We start from the raw sequence: 16,965 nt of genomic DNA on the forward strand, positions 1-16,965 counted from the left end.
GGCCACGGATGAACACAAATAAACACAGATGAAGAAAACCACGAAACGCACGAAAGGCACGATATGGTTTTTGTTATTCACGTCTGGCCGCTTTGAGCGGCCAGACTCGCAACCCTCTGTACGCTCTGCATCTCCTTTTCTCTGTGTTGAAAAATTGCAAGTGAAACTGCAAAAAGTATTTCCGGTGCTTGCATTTCGAAAAGGAAAGCACTACCTTATGCTACCGGTCTGTAAAAACCGGTATGTTTTAATCGTCATTTTAAACCAAAACCACTTGTACATGAAACAGATTTTTTCTTTCTGCTGTCTGCTGTTTTTACTGGCAGCCTGTAACAACGACGCCAACAAAACAGCTGAAGCAACAGCCGATGCAGCCGCTCCGGCAGCCGAAGTAAAGTTGCCGTACACACTCTCCTCTCCGTACAAAAACTGGAGCATTGGCAGTAACGAAAACGTAGCCGCTGCCATGGGCGGGTTAAAAGCTTTTGTTGATAAAGATTTTACTGCACTGGCAGCCACCCTTGGCGATTCCATTACACTCGATTTTGATATGCTGCAAACCAAACTAAGTCGTGACAGTGCCATCAAGTTCTTTACCGGTGCCCGTGCTGCTTACCAGGATATTACCATTACCATGCACGATTATGTATCGGTGATTTCGGCCGATAAAAAAAGTGAGTGGGTTACGCTTTGGTACAAACAAGTAGGGAAAAACGCCAATGGAGTTGTTGACTCCATGAACGTGGTGAACGACATCCGGCTGGAGAATGGTAAAATGGTGGAGCTGGATGAAAAAGTAAGTCACTTCCAAAAGAAATAAGCAATCGCAGATAGCATGAGCTGGCCCCCGGATAACGGGGGCTTTTTTGTAAGCAGTAAGCCGCAACCTGTTTCCCCCGTTTGGCATGATTTTGGCCACTTTTTACAGCTAAAATCAACTCTATCATGAAGAAAAGCCTCCGTCGTTTACAAGTAAAAACAAGCATCTTTACTTCAGTTGTTTTGTTAATCGCAGCATTATTTTTCATTGCCTCCTGTAACAAAGAACAATCACTCAATACAGATGGTAAGCAACGTGTAACCATCCGCATCAACGATCATCCGTTGGAGGGATTAACCAATGTATGGGTAGATGTAAGGTATGTAGAAGTAAAAGTAGATACCACTTCCGGCAGAAGAGACGATGACGAGTATGATGATGACGACAACGATGATGATGACGACAAAGACTGCGACCGCTACGGCACCTGGGATACGCTGAAAATAACACCCGGTATTTATGACATGCTCCGCTTCCGCAACGGGCTCGATACATTGCTTGCTACCGGTTTTGTAAACACCGGCACCATTCATAAAATCCGTATCACATTAGGCAACGCCAACGAAATTTCAAAAGACAGTGCTGTTACACGCATGCCGCTCAGCATCTGTAACCGCAAGCCTTATGTGTATGTAAAGCTGAAAGACAAAGAACACACCGAAATTGTGAATGGTGAAGTGCGCATCCAACTCGATTTTGATATAGCCCGCTCCATCAGTTACAGAGATGGAAAGTATTGTCTGCAGCCATACATTAAAGCTTATTCAAAAAACAAAACCGGTTCGGTGGAAGGGGAAGTAGCACCACGTGCCGCTAATGCCATGCCGATGCTGTTTAACAGCACCGATACGGCCTATGCACTGCCCGATAGTGATGGTGAGTTTGAGATGGAAGGTTTAAAACCGGGTACGTATAGCTTACGCTTTCATCCGGCTGCTAATTACCGGGATACCTTGCTTACCGGCATTGTTGTAAAGGCCGGACAAGAAACAGAATTAAAGAAAATTGTATTGAAGCAATAAGTTAACAGACAACTAACAGGATGGCCTCCACACGCTTTTACAATAAAGGCGTTTGTGGAGGCTTTTTCTTTTGTACCAGTACCATACAACGCTCTGTCTGCACGCCGATGAGCAGCGGCTCTTCTTTGTACAACCCGGCCAACCGCATCGGTTGTACCGAAAGGCTTGTTTGCGGTTGCAATGAAAACAGGCCGTTGGAATCAACGGCCTGTCTGTTAAAGAACTTATTTTTTGCAACAGCGTTTACAAAGGTGCCATTTGTGTATTACGTGTTGTTACCTGACCAAGTGATACATTGATGTTGTTTTCGGTTTTGTTGTTATAGCCATTGTTACTGTAACTGAGATTGTACACACCTGGCACCGGAATTTTTACTTCGTATTCGCCATTGGCATTGGTTGTGGCGGCATACGCCTGACCCACTACCTGTACAGCAACAGACGGAACTGGTAAGTTCGTGAGCATATCTACCACTTTACCTTTTACCATGGTGCTGGTTGATGTAGCATCGATAATCGATCTGTTGGTTTTAAATGCACTATAGAATGCACTGTTGACGGGTTTAAACTGGAGTGCCAGTTTATCCATTTGCAGTTTAATCATCTCATCAGCCTGTTTAAATAACGTAGTAAGCGTTGCACGTGCAGCTGCACGGTTAGCTACAGCGTTGCGTGGACCGGGAATGAGTGCTGCATAATTATCGATGGTTGTTTGAAAAGCTGTTAGACGCCCGGCTGTAATACCAAAGCTTGCTAATGCTGCAATATTTGCTGTTGCTTTTGCATGAATGTTATTACAAAGCGGCACCAGTAATTCATCTTTTGTTTGCTGCAGTTTTGATACCGGATAATTTACCTGCTCTTTTAACTCGTGATTGTTTGCATCCATTGCAAAGGCAAACACAGCAGCGGCAATGTTCGCAGCTTCTTCGCAAAGTGCTGTTTTTGTTCCGGCTTTGTCCATGGTAATACCGGCTGTAGCCTGTGCTTCCTTTTGTGCAGCAGTAATAATGTTGTTGTACACTGTGCGTAGTGCTGTAGCTACCGTGGCAAAAGCGGGTACCGTTGCGGTGATTGCCGGATTTGCTTCGATGTGTGTGAGTACTGCATTGTACATGCTGAGTTTCGACTCCTGACGTGCATTCATTTTTGTAGGTGTTTAGTGAAGAATGATGATTTGCAACTTTAAACTATAACAGCACCTGTTTTTTTGCAATACAACAAAACGGGTAGTGCCTTGCGGTTGTTTGTTTTTGTTTTGCTGTTATGTAATTCGTAACTGCAGTTTGTTTTTATGTAACTGCATGCATCAATCAAGTTGCTGTAAGCTATCACTCAGCAATTGCAACTATTCATTAAGAGGTTGAATGCTGCAATTAAGGCGCTGCAACATGCAATTAAGACAGTGTACACAACGATTTAATTCTTGTACCATTTGATTAAGTTGTTGTAACGAATGCTTTAGCTGATGTAACTAAGGAAAAAGGCGCTTTTTTGAGGTTTTTTTGGGGTTTGGATAGAAAAAAGGTCATGAGTGACAAACAAAGTAGGACCTGATAAGGCAATAAAAACATGTACGCCTGAGTATTTTACTAAATTGTATATATTAGACAATTACAACTTGCCTACTATTCCATTTATACAAAACCAAATTTACAAAAGGGCCAACATCCATGACCAATATGGAGGGTCTAGACAAAGTGGGATTTCTGCATCCGCAAAAACCCCATTCATCTTCTTATTCTCCGGGGAAGCCGGACATCAGCATGGTTATAAAGATCAATGGGAAAGTGAAGATGTGTTTTCATATACAGGGGAGGGACAAATAAACGACATGACCTTTGTACGTGGAAATTTAGCATTAAGAGATCACTTGAAAAATGGTCGTAAGGTTTTTCTTTTTATTTATGTGGCTAAAGGACTTGTTCGTTTTGAGTCTGAGTTAGAAGTTATCGATTTTGATTTTTTTCAGGGAATTGACAGAGAGAATAACGAAAGAACGGCAATTAAATTCTTTTTTAAACGTGTCGGTAAACAACTTAATGTTCCAAAGGATTTGCTTAATTTAAATCTTGTAAATGAAGAAGGCCAACCTTATGAAATTAGACAACCTAATGAAACCGAAAGAAAAGGGTTGGTAACATCAAGAGTTGGTCAAGGTGCGTATAGAAAAAGTATTCTGTTTCGTTGGGAGTTTAAATGTGCAGTTACCAATTATACAAAAAAAGAAATTCTGATCGCTTCACACATTGTTCCTTGGAAAAACTCGACAGATGAAGAACGCCTTGATGTGGACAACGGAATATTATTATCTCCAACTTATGATGCCTTATTTGATAAAAATCTTATTTCCTTTGATAATAATGGGAAAATTATTCTTTCCGACTCGCTCAAAAAAACAGACATTAATTTAATTGGAATTAATGGAAAAGAAAAAATCAACAAATTAACATCTGGAAATATTCAATATTTAGAAAGACATAGAAGTATGCTTGTTGACATCTAGATTAAACTACTACTAGTATATTCATATTACTTTTCTTTAGCTACGATCAACTTCTATTATTTCCAAGTGAGTAACACAATAATCTGAGAAAATTTCATCAAATAGCTTTTTCTTAAAATCAGAACTACCAAGAAGAATTGTGGAAAATACCTCTATCCTATCATCTACATTCAGCAAGTTTAGTTTTTCATTGTCCCGAAAAAAACTCATGAAATCTTGTCTCGTTATTTCGTCCTCAATTTTATTTTCCATTTATTCCTTTTTACTGTAAACGTATTGCAAGTTGGCTATTTCTTACATATCACACTATAACTTCCAATTGTTTTCTGCATACTCAATCACATTAAAAAATTCATCCAGTGTCATACTCGTTGACGGCGCTTCACTTGTTTTGCTTACTGAAATAAACTCATGTACAAAATGATCGATATCTGGATCCCAATCATCAAAATGCAAATCGGGTACTTTCCATTCTGTTGAGTAAAACAATTTGTCATCAAACAAATGATCTAAAATGAACTGTTCGATTTCCTGAATTGGCTTGTTAGATGAATTGATAAAAACAATCTCGTTGTGTTTTTTATAATTGGCATAATCACGGTAGCGGTAAGAGAATTTAATGTTCATGGTTTGAAATAATCATTATGCTTTTTCAGCAATTCCTTTGCAGGTAAAAACTTATCGGGCAGATGAATAGATTCTCCTTCTAGCTTTAGAAAATATTGTTCTATGGTCACTGGCGATTTTTTCTGTTTGAGCTTGGAGGAAACTTTAATGGTGTAATCATTTGCATTTATTGTAATTAATCCTCTATCGAAAGCTTTATCGTGCAAAGCATTTAGGCAAAGACCATTCATTGGATTGAGTCTGTTTTTTTCATCTATGCTCCAAGGTGCAATATGGCTGGCGATTAGAAGCTCAGGATTGTTGATACCAGTGATACAACATGCGTTATTATATGTTGCTAAAACTACTGTTCGAAAAATAGATTGGTTAACTCTTGCTTTTACTACCCGTTCTTTTTCTTTTCCTTCAGATGGCAGATCAGACAAATCTATTTTGTTAAGCTTTACTACTGTTGAATGTTTTTGTTTTGCTAATAGTTCTTCGCTGGCGATTAAAGCTGCATCCCAATTATTATAAAACTCATCCCATATTGCTTTATCAAGTTTACTTGCATTTGATGCACCTTTTATTCCTCGTTCTCTTAATGTTGGATCGAAGCTTGCAAAATTACCAAGCTTTAAAGCAATTGACGACGGCGTTCTTCCAATCATTTCGGCAAACTTTATTATCTCAGGTGTTCCTTTATGCATCTTTCCAAAAGGAAGTTTACAGTATAGGTTAATAGCAAGAATAAGTTCGTCTCTTGTCCAGAGCTTTTGTCCTTCTTTCATAAGTGGCTATGTTACTTTCCACAATTTAAGATAATATTCATCCTCTTCTCCAATAGCAATAAACCCACAAGAATCATTCAAACAGTATTGTATTCCACTCTTTGCATTTGTATGATAAAAATCTGCAAGTTCTTCACATCTTGCTCCACAATGAGGGCAAGTGAATGGTTGATCATTCATTAAAAATATTTCGAGTAGTTGTATTGGTTTTTTACTAAGCATTCTGCAAAGTAGTTACACTCTTATTCGTTGCATTTGCTTTTAAGTCACATTGTACTAAATATCATTTCATACATGTGTTTTTGCCTTTAATGCGGCTCTTGTTGTAGGAGCGTTGTGCTTTGGTATGTGCATCGGCCATCGCTTAAAGGTAATAAGGGGCAAGGCACAAGAAAGAAAATCCAAAATACAATCATCAACATCCAGGGTACAAGGCTCAAGGCAGAAGGCGCAATGCTGGCTCACAGATGGCAGAGATTTACACAGAAATAATTCAACTATCAGCAAATAGCCTATCTGTGTTCTTCTGTGTAATTCCCGCCTGAACAACAACAGTCGGGCAGGTGTGCGCAACAACGAGAAAATCCAAAACCCAAATGATAACATCCGAGGGAAAGAAATGAGGCAAGAGGCAAGACTCAAGGCGCAAGGCACAAGAAAAATCCGTTCTACTGTTTCAACATCCTGCTTTTTCAATCCGTTCCCGTCTTAGTTTCGTACAGTTAAAAAAAGATAAAAGCATGCCCCTCACTGTATTACAGCAACGCATCAGCGGCGTTCGCAACGCTATTATCCAGCATCCCTTATACCCCGGCTTACAGGAGCTGCAGCATCTACAGCAGTTCAGCCAGTACCATGTGTTTGCCGTGTGGGATTTTATGAGTCTGCTCAAGAGTTTACAAAACAAACTTACCTGTGTACATACACCGTGGGTACCGGTGGGCAGCGCCAACACCCGTTACCTCATTAACGAAATTGTTACCGGCGAGGAAAGCGATGTGGATGCGGCCGGTAACCGTACCAGCCATTTCGAACTGTACCTGCAGGCCATGCAGCAGATGGGTGCCGATACCACGGCCATTGAGCAGCTGCTGGTTTACCTGCAACAGGGGGTGCCTGTACAGCAGGCTTTGCAGCAGTTGCAGCTGCCCAAAGCGGTGGTGGATTTTTGTTCCTTTACCTTTTCGCTCATCAGCGTTGCACCGGTGCATGTGCAGGCGGCGGTGTTTACGTTTGGCCGGGAAGATCTGATTCCCGACATGTTTCACGAGCTGGTTATCCGTTTATCGCAGCAGTACCCGCAGCAGCTGGCCATTTTCAAGTATTATCTCGAACGGCATATTGAAGTGGACGGCGATCATCACAGTCAACTGGCCTTGCAGATGGTGGAAGAACTTTGCGGTAACGACGAGGCCAAATGGAACGAAGCGGCAGCAGCCTGTGTGGAAGCGTTGCAGTTGCGCAAGGCCCTGTGGGATGCCGTGCTGCAGGAAATAACCGTTGCCTGATTTTAGTTGATCACCGGCTTTGCCGGAAAAATTTTTCGTCCTACCATGCTACGCTGGTCAATTGTTTTATGGGTGTTGCTGGCTGCCTGCCGGGCCAAAGAACCGGCGGCATTGGTTAGTACCAACCCTGCCGTAACGGCCAAAAGCTGGCTGGCACTGGGCGATTCGTATACCATTGGCCAGGGTGTAACGGCTACCGAACGGTTTCCGGCACAAACCGTTGCCCTCCTGCAGCAGAAAGGTATTGTGGTGTCGGCGTTGACCTACATCGCCACTACCGGGTGGACCAGCAGCAACCTGCAAACCGCCATCAACACGCAAAACCCGGCAGCACACGATGTGGTGAGTTTGCTCATCGGCGTCAACGACCAGTACCAGCTGGGTGCCGATACTACGGGTTACCGGCAACGGTTTACACAGCTTTTGGAAAAATCGATTGTGCTGGCCCGTGGCAGAGCACAGCAGGTGGTGGTGCTGTCGATACCCGATTACAGTGTTACGCCGTTTGCGTCGGGCAGCGATACGGCCCGCATCCGTAAAGAACTTGATTTGTACAACAGCATCAACCGCTCGGTTACGCTGGCGTATGGAGTGGCCTATCTCGATATTACGGCTTCCACCAAAGAAGCCCGCACCAACCCGGCCTTGCTGGCACCCGATGGCTTACACCCCTCTGCACAGGAATACCAGAAATGGGCACAGCGTTTGGCACCCGTCCTGGAAGGCATGCTCAAATAAACGCTTTGTTGTTGTTGATCAGTAACGTTCGTACCAGTCGAACCGGGTGGCAGCAATCGCCGCTTTTTCTTTGCGCAGGTATTGCAGGTAAGCCGTGGCGGCGGCCCCGTGTTTCTTTCCCTTCAGCCAGATCAAACTCCAGGTGGTATTTACCGGCAACCCTTTTACAGGTATAATCTGCAGCTCACCGTTTTGCAGTTCGTTGCGGATACCGATGAGGGGCATCACCGAATAACCCAGTCCGGCAAGGATGGCCTGTTTCACAGCTTCGTTGGAAGTAAGCTCCAGTTTTTTGCGTACCGTTACATGCTGGCGGTTTAAAAAACGCTCCATGGTTTGGCGGGTGCCCGAACCCTGCTCCCTGAAGATCAGCGGCAGCTCGGTGAGCAGCTCTTTGCTGTATTCTTTTTTGCGGAATTTTTCTTCGGTATTGCCTACCAGGAATAATTTGTTGCGGATAAGGTCAATTTTTTCTACATGCAGGTGCAGGGGTAAGATGGATACCAGTGCAAAATCCACTTCGTTGTTCTCGAGGCTTTCCACCACTTTCAGTTTGTTGGTTACATCCATCTGCAGTTCGATACCGCTGTTGGCTTTGAGGAAGTCGGCAATGAAATACGGCAGTACATATTTACCGGTTGATACCACGGCAATTTTTAAGCGTCCGCTGAGTTCTCCTTTGTACTGCAGGGTGCGGTGGTTGATGGCTTCCACCTGTTGCAGTATCTGCTCGGCTGCTGCTGCAATTTCTTTTCCGAAATCGGTGATGTAGAGTTTACGGCCTACTACTTCTGTTAATGGCAGATCGAACTGATCCTGCAGGTTGCGCAGCTGGATGGATACAGCGGGCTGTGTTAAATGCAGTTCTTCCGATGCTTTGGTGATGCTCTCTGTTTGCACCACTTTTAAAAATACCTGTAACTGATTGAGTGTATAGTTCATAAAAACTATTTATGGATTACATAGTAAATATAAATAAAAACTTATGCTTTTCCTGCTACAATTTTGCTCCCCGAAACAATACAACATTCTATGACACGTATTACAGTAGCAAAAGGGGACGGCATCGGTCCCGAAATTATGGATGCAACCTTATCCATTTTACAAGCAGCCGGTGCACAGTTAGAAATTGATGAAATTGAAGTAGGCGAAAAAGTGTATCTCGCCGGTAACACATCGGGCATTGCGCCGGAAGCGTGGGATATCATCCGCCGCAACAAAATTTTTCTGAAAGCACCCATTACTACTCCACAGGGTGGCGGTTACAAAAGTTTAAATGTTACTACCCGCAAGTTCCTGGGCCTGTATTCCAACGTACGCCCCTGCCGCAGTCTGCACCCGTTTGTGAAAACCAAACACCCGGTGATGGATATCGTTATTATCCGTGAAAACGAAGAGGATTTGTATGCCGGTATCGAACACCAGCAAACCGATGAAGTGGTGCAGTGTCTGAAACTCATCAGCCGCCCCGGTTGCGAAAAAATTATCCGTTATGCATTTGAATATGCCCGCCAGCAGAAACGCAAAAAAGTGACCTGCTTTACCAAAGACAATATTATGAAGCAGACCGACGGCTTGTTTCACAAAGTGTTTGATGAAATAGCTGCGGAATATCCCGAAATCCAGAACGAACACTGGATCATCGATATCGGTGCGGCAAAAATGGCCGACTCACCCGAACTGTTTGATGTGATTGTGATGCCTAACCTCTATGGTGATGTGTTGTCGGATGTGGCTGCACAGATCACCGGCTCAGTAGGTTTGGCTGGCTCGGCCAACATCGGCGAATCCTGTGCGATGTTCGAAGCCATTCACGGTTCGGCACCACGTGTAGCCGGGCAGGACAGAGCCAACCCTTCGGGTTTATTGCAGGGAGCGATCATGATGCTGAGCCATATTGGTCAAACCGAAATTGCGGCGAAGATTCAGAATGCCTGGTTACGCACCATTGAAGATGGTATTCATACCTACGATATTTACCGGGAAGGCATCAGCAAGCAAAAGGTAGGCACCCGTGCTTTTGCCGAAGCGGTGATTGCCAATTTGGGTCAACAGCCGCAACAGTTTCAACCGGCCTCTTATGCCGAAGCAGCTCCGCTGCAGTTACCCAAGTACCAACGCAAACAGGCTGCAGCGAAAAAGCTGGAAGGTGTGGACCTGTTTGTACACTGGAGCGGCACATCGGCCGATGAGCTGGCGCAATTGCTGCAACCGCTGCAAACAAAAGAAGTTGGTCTTTCCATGATCACCAACCGTGGCATTAAGGTTTGGCCCAACGGTTTCGAAGAAACCTTCTGTACCGACCACTGGCGCTGCCGCTTTAAACCAACGAACGGTACACCCATGCAAAAAGAAGACATTATTGAGCTGTTGCGTAAAGCAACCGAAAACCAAATTGATACCATTAAAACAGAGAACCTCTACAGCTTTAACGGTACAGCTGCGTTCTCATTAGGCCAGGGACAATAAAAACTTAACAACATGCACTTACAATTAATCGAAGGACAGTATACTGTACAGGAATCTATTGAGCTGCTTACACAACTGTTACAGGTGAAAATCAAATTTCACGAAAGTAAGATTGAGCAAACCAGCAGCGAGGAAGACATCAGTTACCGGGAAAGCCGTTTACGTTACCTGCAACAGGAGCTGGCCAATCTGCGCAGCCTCATCAGCAGCAACAACGGCACGGTACAGATGAGCGCAACGATTCAGGTACAACTAAAACAAACCACCTATGAAACAATTGCTGCTTAGTATCCTGAGTCTGCTGTCGGGTCTTGTTTTTTTTCTGTGTTCGTTTTACATAGAAGAACAGTTGTACAGCCTTTTGTTTATGGCGCTTGCCGTTAGTTTCCTTGCGCTTACAATCGGCATCCTGTCTTCGGAAAGAGAGGGTGTGCAGGTAGAAAAAAGTAAATAACAACTCCGATTTCATCAACGTTTTAGAAAAATCAAATTATGCAAAAAGAACTGAAAGCCGATTTAATTGATGGCCGTTTTACAGCCGAAGATGCACGGGAACTGTTAATGGATTTGTTTTCGAAGGAGGCTAATTTTCATGAAGTGAGAAACTTCAGTGCCAATGAACGTTTCGGCAAAGACGATCCGCATCATCTGCAGCGTATTGATGTGCTTACCCGGAACATGGAACAAATCAACGCTTTTTTTGGTGAGCTGCAGGCCAAGGGTAAACAGGTGCGTATTCATTCAGTGGTAAATATAGAAGTAAGCGAAGCGGAATAAACCAATCAGTGGTAAACAACCGTCGTTGCTGCCTTCACCTAACAACAGGGGCCGGCCGCCTTACCCACTACCCCCACCGGAATGAGTGGACCGGCTGCCGGCACCCTGTTTATTTATTGGTTTGTTTCTCTCCTGTTGCCTCTTAGAAATTATAACCAATTCCGATCTGAAAGTGCAGTGTCTGCATGTTCTGTTTTACATCCGGAGGATCGGTTGTTTCAATACGGAATTCGGGTTGCATATAGATGTAGTTACCCCCTGCAAATAATACAAGGTTGTTGTTGGTCATGTAGCGGAACTGCAAGCCTGTTTGTACAGGTACAGCAGTACCCCAGTCTTCATCAACAATGGTTTGTCCCTGGTATTTTACTTTGGGCGAGTTGGCCCATAGTACACCCGATGCCAGGTGTACATCGAATAACATCTTATCGTTAACGGGTAATAACAACATCGGACCAACAACGAGTCCTGCATATTGCCAGTGATCGATGCTGGCGCCCGGGAAGTTTTTACTGAAGGCATCTTTCATACCGAAGTTGGCATAATGCCCTTGCAGCATGATTGCAAAATTTTTATGAATGCGGTAGTTGTATTGCAAGCCTGCGCTGAAACCTGTTTTCGCCATTCCCGCATTTTCATTGGTTAAATCGCCCGATGCAAAATCACCAATGGGTACAGCCAGCCCTCCCTGTACAATCAGAAAGCTGTTTTTCTGTTTTCCGTTACCTGCATCCTGTGCAGTAACGCCCGTGCCAAACACAACCAGTGCCAGGCACAGCAGTGTAATCCGTAACATAGCCTGTCTTTTAAATGAGCCGGTGGGATGAGTAAGGTAGTGCGGCAACATGTGGTTATACAATGACTTGTATCATTCATTCTGCAGAAATCTGAAACTGTTGTCAGTTTTTCTGGCTGATCGTTCCTGCTGTGTTTGTCACACCTAACAAAGGTTCACTTGTACAAAAGCATTCATCTATTCCTGTTAATCTCTTCCACACTCCTTGTTTACAATGATTATTGGCGTTTCTTTGCAACCACATTTCAAATTTTCTATTTCTATTTTCATGACAGCGATTCTTTTATTTTTTTTCCTCCATTGGTTCTTGTCTTTGTTTTTCCATTCTTTTTTTCTGCATCGTTACGCCAGCCACCAGATGTACACGGCCAAGCCTTTTGTAGAAAAAACATTTTACTTCTTAACCTGGTTTGTGCAAGGCTCTTCGTTTCTGGTGCCCCGTGCGTATGCGGTGATGCACCGTATGCACCATGCTTACAGCGATACAGAGAAAGATCCGCACTCACCACATTTCTTTAAAGACATCTGGCAAATGATGATGCATACAGCACGCATCTTCAGCGGTTTTGTTACCGGTAAAAACATTCCTGATGCACGGTTTACCAAAGATTATCTGCCCGTATGGGATAAGCTGGATAAGTTTGGTCATAACAATATTACCCGTGGCTTTTTTGTAGTAGGCTATATTGCTTTCTACTATTTTTTTGCGCCAAGTATGTGGTGGTTTTTATTATTGCCTGTTCATTTCTTCATCGGCCCCATACAAGGTGCTATTGTAAACTGGTTTGGTCATAAAATGGGTTACCGCAATTATTCAATAGAAGACCACAGTAAAAACACAACGCCATGGGGTGTATTGCTGATGGGTGAGTTATTTCAGAACAATCACCACAAAGATCAAAACAATGCCAACTTTGCCCGCAAGTGGTTTGAGTTCGATCTTACATTTATCATTATGCGTATACTGCATGCGCTGCGTATTATTAAACTAAAGCCCTTGTATGTACAACGGCAGCAACAATAAGTTTTGCATTTGCATCTATTTTAAAAAGGCCACAGCAAGTTGTTGTGGCTTTTTTAATACGGGCAATTGTTGTCATTGCATGCCTCAACACTTACTCTTGTTCGTATTACTAAAAAAACGTTAACGTAAGTTGTTGATAAGCGGCAGCCGTTCATACATAAACCACAACTGTTTTTACATGGCCGTTTGTATTTTGCCTTCGTGCAACACATTGAATTTGTTCATAGCGAACACTTTGAAAACAACTATCACCGACATTATGTATCGGGGCCACTGTCTTTATTTGTAGACTTTTTCTGGCAAACCAAATTTGAGCATCTCTGGCAGAAATATCCGGATGGATTCAGCGATGTATTATTCCCCAACCTTGGCTACTCTTATCTCATTAACTTAGGTACTCCTTATGAAATGCAGATTGAGCAGAACCGTTTTCCTGTTAAAGGCGACGGGTTTTTACCAAGGCTGAATAATATTGAAGCGTTTCATCAGCCGGGTAATGTATTGTTTGGGATTAAGTTTAAAGTAAGCCCGGTCATTTTTGAAAAGAAGGTTAACTTTTCTGAATACAGCGGTACCATGTTTCCGTTGAGTTATCTCATCGATCAATCACTCATTAACGATGTAAAACATGCTCATTCATTTGAGAAGCGTGTGCAGATTCTGTCGCAGCATTACGAACAAATGATTGAGCAGTATAAAGGATCGTTACAGCCGATGCATATTGTAACTGAAATTTTACAGCAGGCTGCTATTCATAATTCGTTCGAAACATCGGTTGAAGAGCTTGCTGCGAAGTATTCGATTTCATCACGCACATTGCAACGTTATTTTGAAGCGGGTACAGGTGTAAGCAGTAAGCAGGCTTTACAGGTATTGCGAATACGCAAAGCAGTCAGTCATATTGTTTCCCGTCCGCAAACATTTCATTACGGCGTTTACAGTTATTACGATTACAGTCACTTTCACAAACACCTGCGTCAGTTTCTGCAAAAAGACAACCTGGTGCATTTGCAGCCACATTTACAATTACTGCAGATTGCACGCAAAAAACAGGTGCAGCAGTCGTAACAATACATTTCTTTCTTAGGGTTTTGGTTTAAAAGCCCTTTCTTCTTTGTGTATTGAATTCCTGCACTAAAAAAGAAAGGGCTTTTTTGTGTGCATTTATTTTTGTGCAATTTCTCTGTTACAAAAAAAGAGGGCCGATAAGACTACCAGCCCGTTAAATCAACATGAGAAAAAATGTACCTGTTTGTTTTGCTTACATTACGAAGCATGCAACTGATGAACAGTTTGTGCCTGAAAGACAAAACAGCAGCATACTACTCTTTCATCTTCTTCAGGTTCGTTACTGGGCACGCTGGCGTTCTTCTTCCGAAGCCGTTGTTCTGCGTCGTGCCTGTTGTACTTTATTGTTTCCAAAGCGGTAGGTGAAGCTGAGATTGGCTACTCTTGTTTCACGATATGCTTTCCAATATTCAATGTAATTGTTGTACGTAATTGTACCTTTTGGCAAATTGGTCCAGAAGATATCGGTAATGTTTAAGCCCACCTGTCCTTTTCCTTTCCATAAACTTTTTTGAACACCTGCACCAATACCCCACTGCGGACGCATCACCATAAAACCGTATTGACCACCTGAGTTATAGTTAGCAAATAACTCACTCGTCCAACCCTTACCAAACGTGAAGCTGTTATTCGTGCTCAAGTTCGTAACAACTTTTCCATTATCCAAGTTGGTACCCGACAGGTTACCGTTAAAATGATTATAAAAAATATTGGCATTGTTCATCATGTTCCACCACTTGCTAATGCGAACAGGCGCAGCAACAGTTAAACCGTAATAATCAGACGACGTTAGGTTTACAGGAATCTGTACTGTTATGTTATCATCGCTGGGTATATTCGGAAATGCATCTTTGAACCGTGTAATAACAATGTTCTGATTGTTTTTTGTTTTGCTATAACCCAGTGTGAAGTTGATGTTCTTAATGGTGTAATTCAATTCGTAACTCCAGGTAAACTGCGGTAACAAGGAAGGGTTACCGGTTGAGTACGTGGTCACATCAATCAAAAACATAAATGGGTTCAGCTGCGAATAATTTGGTCTGTCTATTCTACGACTGACAGAAACACCAATTGTTTGGTTTTCTTTCAACCTGTAATTGAAAAATGCACTTGGAAAAAGTTGTGTATACGAGCTGTCCCAACGCACATCGCCTTTTACCTGTCTTGTTTTCACATTGGTGTTTTCGGTACGCAACCCTATCTGAAAGTCGAACTTTGTATATTCCTTTTTATAATTCACATATGCTGCATTAATGTTCTCATCGTAGTAAAAGTGATTGGTTTTGTTCACATCATTTTGAGGCGTACCGCTGCTCATATCAAAGAAGCGTGCATCATTATCGGCATGTACCAGGCTGCTCTTAAATCCTGCATCAATTCTTGCTTTCTTTATTAATGGATGTGTATAATCTGCTTTTAATGTTGCAAGGCGAAGAATACCATCCTGTAAACCATCAAGTATATAATCGGGCTGCAGGCTGCTGCCATCGAGTTTGTAATATGCCGTAGCCACATGAGAATTATTGTTTATTCCAAAATAACCAAGATCAAGATCGGCGGTTAATTCCCGGCCAGTACTGTCGAAGCTGTGTTTAATATTAAAGTTGACTACAGCGTTTTTGTTTTCGTTGTGATTTTTTGATTGTGTACGGAATGTAAATACCGGTTGTTTATACGCATCACTTACGACAGAGCTGTTTCTGTTTGCGGGATCGAACAGGTTGGCATTACTGTTAACAACAAAACCAAACACCGTTTTTTTGGATGGAAAGAAATCGGCACCCAAACGCAGTGTATGTAAATTACCGGGTATGGTTGTATAATTATTCTTCTCATCTTTTCCCGTAAACTCGCCGGAGTTGGTAAAGAAGTTTCGGTCGAGTAAAAGGTTGTTGAGATTTTTTCTGTAACTGTAATTGTATCCTCCAAACAGGTTTACTTTTTTATTACGGTGATTGAAATTGATACCACCGTTTGCTTTGGGATAAACACCCTGTCCATATCCAGCAGTGATGCTGCCATTGGTTCCGAAGCGCTGATCTTTTTTCATGCGGATATCGATGATGCCTGCATTGCCTGCTGCGTCGTATTTCGATGATGGATTGGTGATAAGATCGATACGTTCAATTGCATTTGCAGGTAAGCTGCGTAAATAATTTACCAGATCGGCCCCGCTCATGGGTGATGGCTTTCCATCAATCATAATGATCACACCGCTTCTGCCACGCATACTCAGGTTATCATTTGCATCGATTAAAATTCCGGGAGAACGTTCAAGTACATCAAATGCAGAACTGCCAGCATTAACCACACTGTTTTCTACATTTACCACAATACGATCGCCCAAACGCTGAATGAATGGTTTGCGGCCGGTTACTTCAATGGTTTTTAATTGTGTTGCAACGGGTTTCATAACTACATCTGCAACAGCTGTATTGTGCTGTTCTTCACTTACCGTTACTACTGCTGAAAAATGTTTTTCGTAATTAACAGCACTTGTTCTGATGATGTACAGACCAAGGGGTATCTGTTCAAATTCAACCAATCCGTTTTTATCGGATAGCGCTGTTTTTATTAAAGATGAATCTTTGCTGCGTAATAATTCTGCTGTTGCATTTGCAAGCGGTTGTTGTTCGTTTGTAACTATTTTGAACGTAATTTTTCCACGCACAGCGTTTTGAGCAGGTAACGTTGAAAAAAACAACAGAGAGATGATAAGGCTAATGGTAAACTTCTTCATTTGTCCGGTATTTAATACTAACACCGAACCATTACTGATACAATTATATAAATAGGAACACACATGCTTTCGCATTGTGTTTGATGATTCGGTTACTCAAA

The 16,965-nt window shown here is 42.6% G+C and carries 18 protein-coding genes; 11 read left to right on the plus strand and 7 right to left on the minus strand.

Features of this window, described 5'->3' with window-relative positions; genetic code table 11:
* Window positions 1-280 precede the first annotated feature (280 nt).
* Both IQ13_RS05230 and IQ13_RS05235 read left to right on the plus strand, forming a co-directional pair.
* Complete coding sequence (locus IQ13_RS05230) at window positions 281-820, plus strand: nuclear transport factor 2-like protein (protein WP_144885054.1); 540 nt, start codon at window positions 281-283, stop codon at window positions 818-820.
* A 125-nt stretch (window positions 821-945) separates the two neighbouring features.
* On the plus strand, window positions 946-1,842 hold the full coding sequence (locus tag IQ13_RS05235; RefSeq protein ID WP_144885055.1) for a DUF4382 domain-containing protein: 897 nt from the start codon (window positions 946-948) through the stop codon (window positions 1,840-1,842).
* A gap of 243 nt (window positions 1,843-2,085) precedes the next feature.
* Here the strand turns inward: IQ13_RS05235 and IQ13_RS05240 are convergent, their stop codons facing one another.
* Window positions 2,086-2,988 carry a carboxypeptidase-like regulatory domain-containing protein gene (locus IQ13_RS05240; protein WP_144885056.1) on the minus strand — a complete coding sequence of 301 codons (903 nt, stop codon included), beginning with the start codon at window positions 2,986-2,988 and terminating at the stop codon, window positions 2,086-2,088.
* A gap of 387 nt (window positions 2,989-3,375) precedes the next feature.
* Here IQ13_RS05240 and IQ13_RS05245 point away from each other — a divergent pair, with 387 nt between their 5' ends.
* Window positions 3,376-4,347, plus strand: coding sequence for an SRA domain-containing endonuclease (locus IQ13_RS05245; protein WP_144885057.1), 972 nt, complete (start codon window positions 3,376-3,378; stop codon window positions 4,345-4,347).
* Between the two features lie 36 nt (window positions 4,348-4,383).
* On the opposite strand, the gene IQ13_RS05250 is transcribed toward IQ13_RS05245, so the two are convergent.
* The 3 genes from IQ13_RS05250 to IQ13_RS05260 are packed head-to-tail and all read right to left on the minus strand — an operon-like array spanning window position 4,384 to window position 5,744.
* A complete protein-coding gene (locus tag IQ13_RS05250) occupies window positions 4,384-4,599 on the minus strand; it encodes a hypothetical protein (RefSeq protein WP_144885058.1) in 216 nt (71 codons plus the stop codon).
* A 54-nt stretch (window positions 4,600-4,653) separates the two neighbouring features.
* Complete coding sequence (locus IQ13_RS05255; protein WP_144885059.1) at window positions 4,654-4,974, minus strand: hypothetical protein; 321 nt, start codon at window positions 4,972-4,974, stop codon at window positions 4,654-4,656.
* A complete protein-coding gene (locus IQ13_RS05260; protein ID WP_144885060.1) occupies window positions 4,971-5,744 on the minus strand; it encodes an HNH endonuclease in 774 nt (257 codons plus the stop codon). Before IQ13_RS05260 ends, IQ13_RS05255 begins: the two co-directional genes overlap by 4 nt.
* Window positions 5,745-6,484: 740 nt before the next feature.
* Here IQ13_RS05260 and IQ13_RS05265 point away from each other — a divergent pair.
* Together IQ13_RS05265 and IQ13_RS05270 are read left to right on the plus strand one after the other, a co-directional pair.
* Window positions 6,485-7,252 carry a DUF3050 domain-containing protein gene (locus IQ13_RS05265; protein WP_144885061.1) on the plus strand — a complete coding sequence of 256 codons (768 nt, stop codon included), beginning with the start codon at window positions 6,485-6,487 and terminating at the stop codon, window positions 7,250-7,252.
* Between the two features lie 45 nt (window positions 7,253-7,297).
* Window positions 7,298-7,990, plus strand: a complete 693-nt coding sequence (locus tag IQ13_RS05270; RefSeq protein WP_144885062.1) for an SGNH/GDSL hydrolase family protein — start codon at window positions 7,298-7,300, stop codon at window positions 7,988-7,990.
* 18 nt (window positions 7,991-8,008) lie between these two features.
* Here IQ13_RS05270 and IQ13_RS05275 read toward each other — a convergent pair whose 3' ends face one another.
* A complete protein-coding gene (locus tag IQ13_RS05275; RefSeq protein ID WP_144885063.1) occupies window positions 8,009-8,932 on the minus strand; it encodes a LysR family transcriptional regulator in 924 nt (307 codons plus the stop codon).
* 90 nt (window positions 8,933-9,022) lie between these two features.
* On the opposite strand from IQ13_RS05275, the gene IQ13_RS05280 reads away from it, so the two are divergent.
* From IQ13_RS05280 to IQ13_RS05295, 4 genes are read left to right on the plus strand one after another with little or no spacing between them, the layout of a single operon-like run.
* Complete coding sequence (locus IQ13_RS05280) at window positions 9,023-10,459, plus strand: NADP-dependent isocitrate dehydrogenase (RefSeq protein ID WP_144885064.1); 1,437 nt, start codon at window positions 9,023-9,025, stop codon at window positions 10,457-10,459.
* Between the two features lie 12 nt (window positions 10,460-10,471).
* The gene (locus IQ13_RS05285) at window positions 10,472-10,747 is read left to right on the plus strand and encodes a hypothetical protein (RefSeq protein WP_144885065.1); all 276 of its coding nucleotides are present in this window, start codon (window positions 10,472-10,474) and stop codon (window positions 10,745-10,747) included.
* A complete protein-coding gene (locus tag IQ13_RS05290) occupies window positions 10,728-10,913 on the plus strand; it encodes a hypothetical protein (RefSeq protein WP_144885066.1) in 186 nt (61 codons plus the stop codon). Before IQ13_RS05285 ends, IQ13_RS05290 begins: the two co-directional genes overlap by 20 nt.
* Window positions 10,914-10,951: 38 nt before the next feature.
* Window positions 10,952-11,236: a hypothetical protein gene (locus IQ13_RS05295; RefSeq protein ID WP_144885067.1), complete on the plus strand. Its 285-nt coding sequence runs from the start codon at window positions 10,952-10,954 to the stop codon at window positions 11,234-11,236.
* Between the two features lie 142 nt (window positions 11,237-11,378).
* On the opposite strand, the gene IQ13_RS05300 is transcribed toward IQ13_RS05295, so the two are convergent.
* Window positions 11,379-12,032 (minus strand): outer membrane beta-barrel protein, encoded by a 654-nt coding sequence (locus IQ13_RS05300; protein WP_158637320.1) that lies wholly within the window; start codon window positions 12,030-12,032, stop codon window positions 11,379-11,381.
* A gap of 268 nt (window positions 12,033-12,300) precedes the next feature.
* On the opposite strand from IQ13_RS05300, the gene IQ13_RS05305 reads away from it, so the two are divergent.
* Window positions 12,301-13,056, plus strand: a complete 756-nt coding sequence (locus tag IQ13_RS05305) for an acyl-CoA desaturase (RefSeq protein WP_144885069.1) — start codon at window positions 12,301-12,303, stop codon at window positions 13,054-13,056.
* Window positions 13,057-13,257: 201 nt separating this feature from the next.
* Window positions 13,258-14,124 (plus strand): helix-turn-helix domain-containing protein, encoded by an 867-nt coding sequence (locus IQ13_RS05310; RefSeq protein WP_144885070.1) that lies wholly within the window; start codon window positions 13,258-13,260, stop codon window positions 14,122-14,124.
* 280 nt (window positions 14,125-14,404) lie between these two features.
* On the opposite strand, the gene IQ13_RS05315 is transcribed toward IQ13_RS05310, so the two are convergent.
* Complete coding sequence (locus tag IQ13_RS05315) at window positions 14,405-16,864, minus strand: TonB-dependent receptor (protein ID WP_158637321.1); 2,460 nt, start codon at window positions 16,862-16,864, stop codon at window positions 14,405-14,407.
* Between the last annotated feature and the right edge of the window lie 101 nt (window positions 16,865-16,965).

This window comes from Lacibacter cauensis, from assembly GCF_007830055.1.
GTDB lineage: Bacteria > Bacteroidota > Bacteroidia > Chitinophagales > Chitinophagaceae > Lacibacter > Lacibacter cauensis.

What these genes read in the sequence shown, in the direction of transcription:
- IQ13_RS05230 (WP_144885054.1), top strand. Translation starts at nt 281, where the DNA reads ATGAAACAGATTTTTTCTTTCTGCTGTCTGCTGTTTTTACTGGCAGCC.
- IQ13_RS05235 (WP_144885055.1), top strand. Translation starts at nt 946, where the DNA reads ATGAAGAAAAGCCTCCGTCGTTTACAAGTAAAAACAAGCATCTTTACT.
- IQ13_RS05240 (WP_144885056.1), bottom strand. Translation starts at nt 2,988, where the DNA reads ATGAATGCACGTCAGGAGTCGAAACTCAGCATGTACAATGCAGTACTC.
- IQ13_RS05250 (WP_144885058.1), bottom strand. Translation starts at nt 4,599, where the DNA reads ATGGAAAATAAAATTGAGGACGAAATAACGAGACAAGATTTCATGAGT.
- IQ13_RS05255 (WP_144885059.1), bottom strand. Translation starts at nt 4,974, where the DNA reads ATGAACATTAAATTCTCTTACCGCTACCGTGATTATGCCAATTATAAA.
- IQ13_RS05260 (WP_144885060.1), bottom strand. Translation starts at nt 5,744, where the DNA reads ATGAAAGAAGGACAAAAGCTCTGGACAAGAGACGAACTTATTCTTGCT.
- IQ13_RS05265 (WP_144885061.1), top strand. Translation starts at nt 6,485, where the DNA reads ATGCCCCTCACTGTATTACAGCAACGCATCAGCGGCGTTCGCAACGCT.
- IQ13_RS05270 (WP_144885062.1), top strand. Translation starts at nt 7,298, where the DNA reads ATGCTACGCTGGTCAATTGTTTTATGGGTGTTGCTGGCTGCCTGCCGG.
- IQ13_RS05275 (WP_144885063.1), bottom strand. Translation starts at nt 8,932, where the DNA reads ATGAACTATACACTCAATCAGTTACAGGTATTTTTAAAAGTGGTGCAA.
- IQ13_RS05280 (WP_144885064.1), top strand. Translation starts at nt 9,023, where the DNA reads ATGACACGTATTACAGTAGCAAAAGGGGACGGCATCGGTCCCGAAATT.
- IQ13_RS05285 (WP_144885065.1), top strand. Translation starts at nt 10,472, where the DNA reads ATGCACTTACAATTAATCGAAGGACAGTATACTGTACAGGAATCTATT.
- IQ13_RS05290 (WP_144885066.1), top strand. Translation starts at nt 10,728, where the DNA reads ATGAAACAATTGCTGCTTAGTATCCTGAGTCTGCTGTCGGGTCTTGTT.
- IQ13_RS05295 (WP_144885067.1), top strand. Translation starts at nt 10,952, where the DNA reads ATGCAAAAAGAACTGAAAGCCGATTTAATTGATGGCCGTTTTACAGCC.
- IQ13_RS05300 (WP_158637320.1), bottom strand. Translation starts at nt 12,032, where the DNA reads ATGTTACGGATTACACTGCTGTGCCTGGCACTGGTTGTGTTTGGCACG.
- IQ13_RS05305 (WP_144885069.1), top strand. Translation starts at nt 12,301, where the DNA reads ATGACAGCGATTCTTTTATTTTTTTTCCTCCATTGGTTCTTGTCTTTG.
- IQ13_RS05315 (WP_158637321.1), bottom strand. Translation starts at nt 16,864, where the DNA reads ATGAAGAAGTTTACCATTAGCCTTATCATCTCTCTGTTGTTTTTTTCA.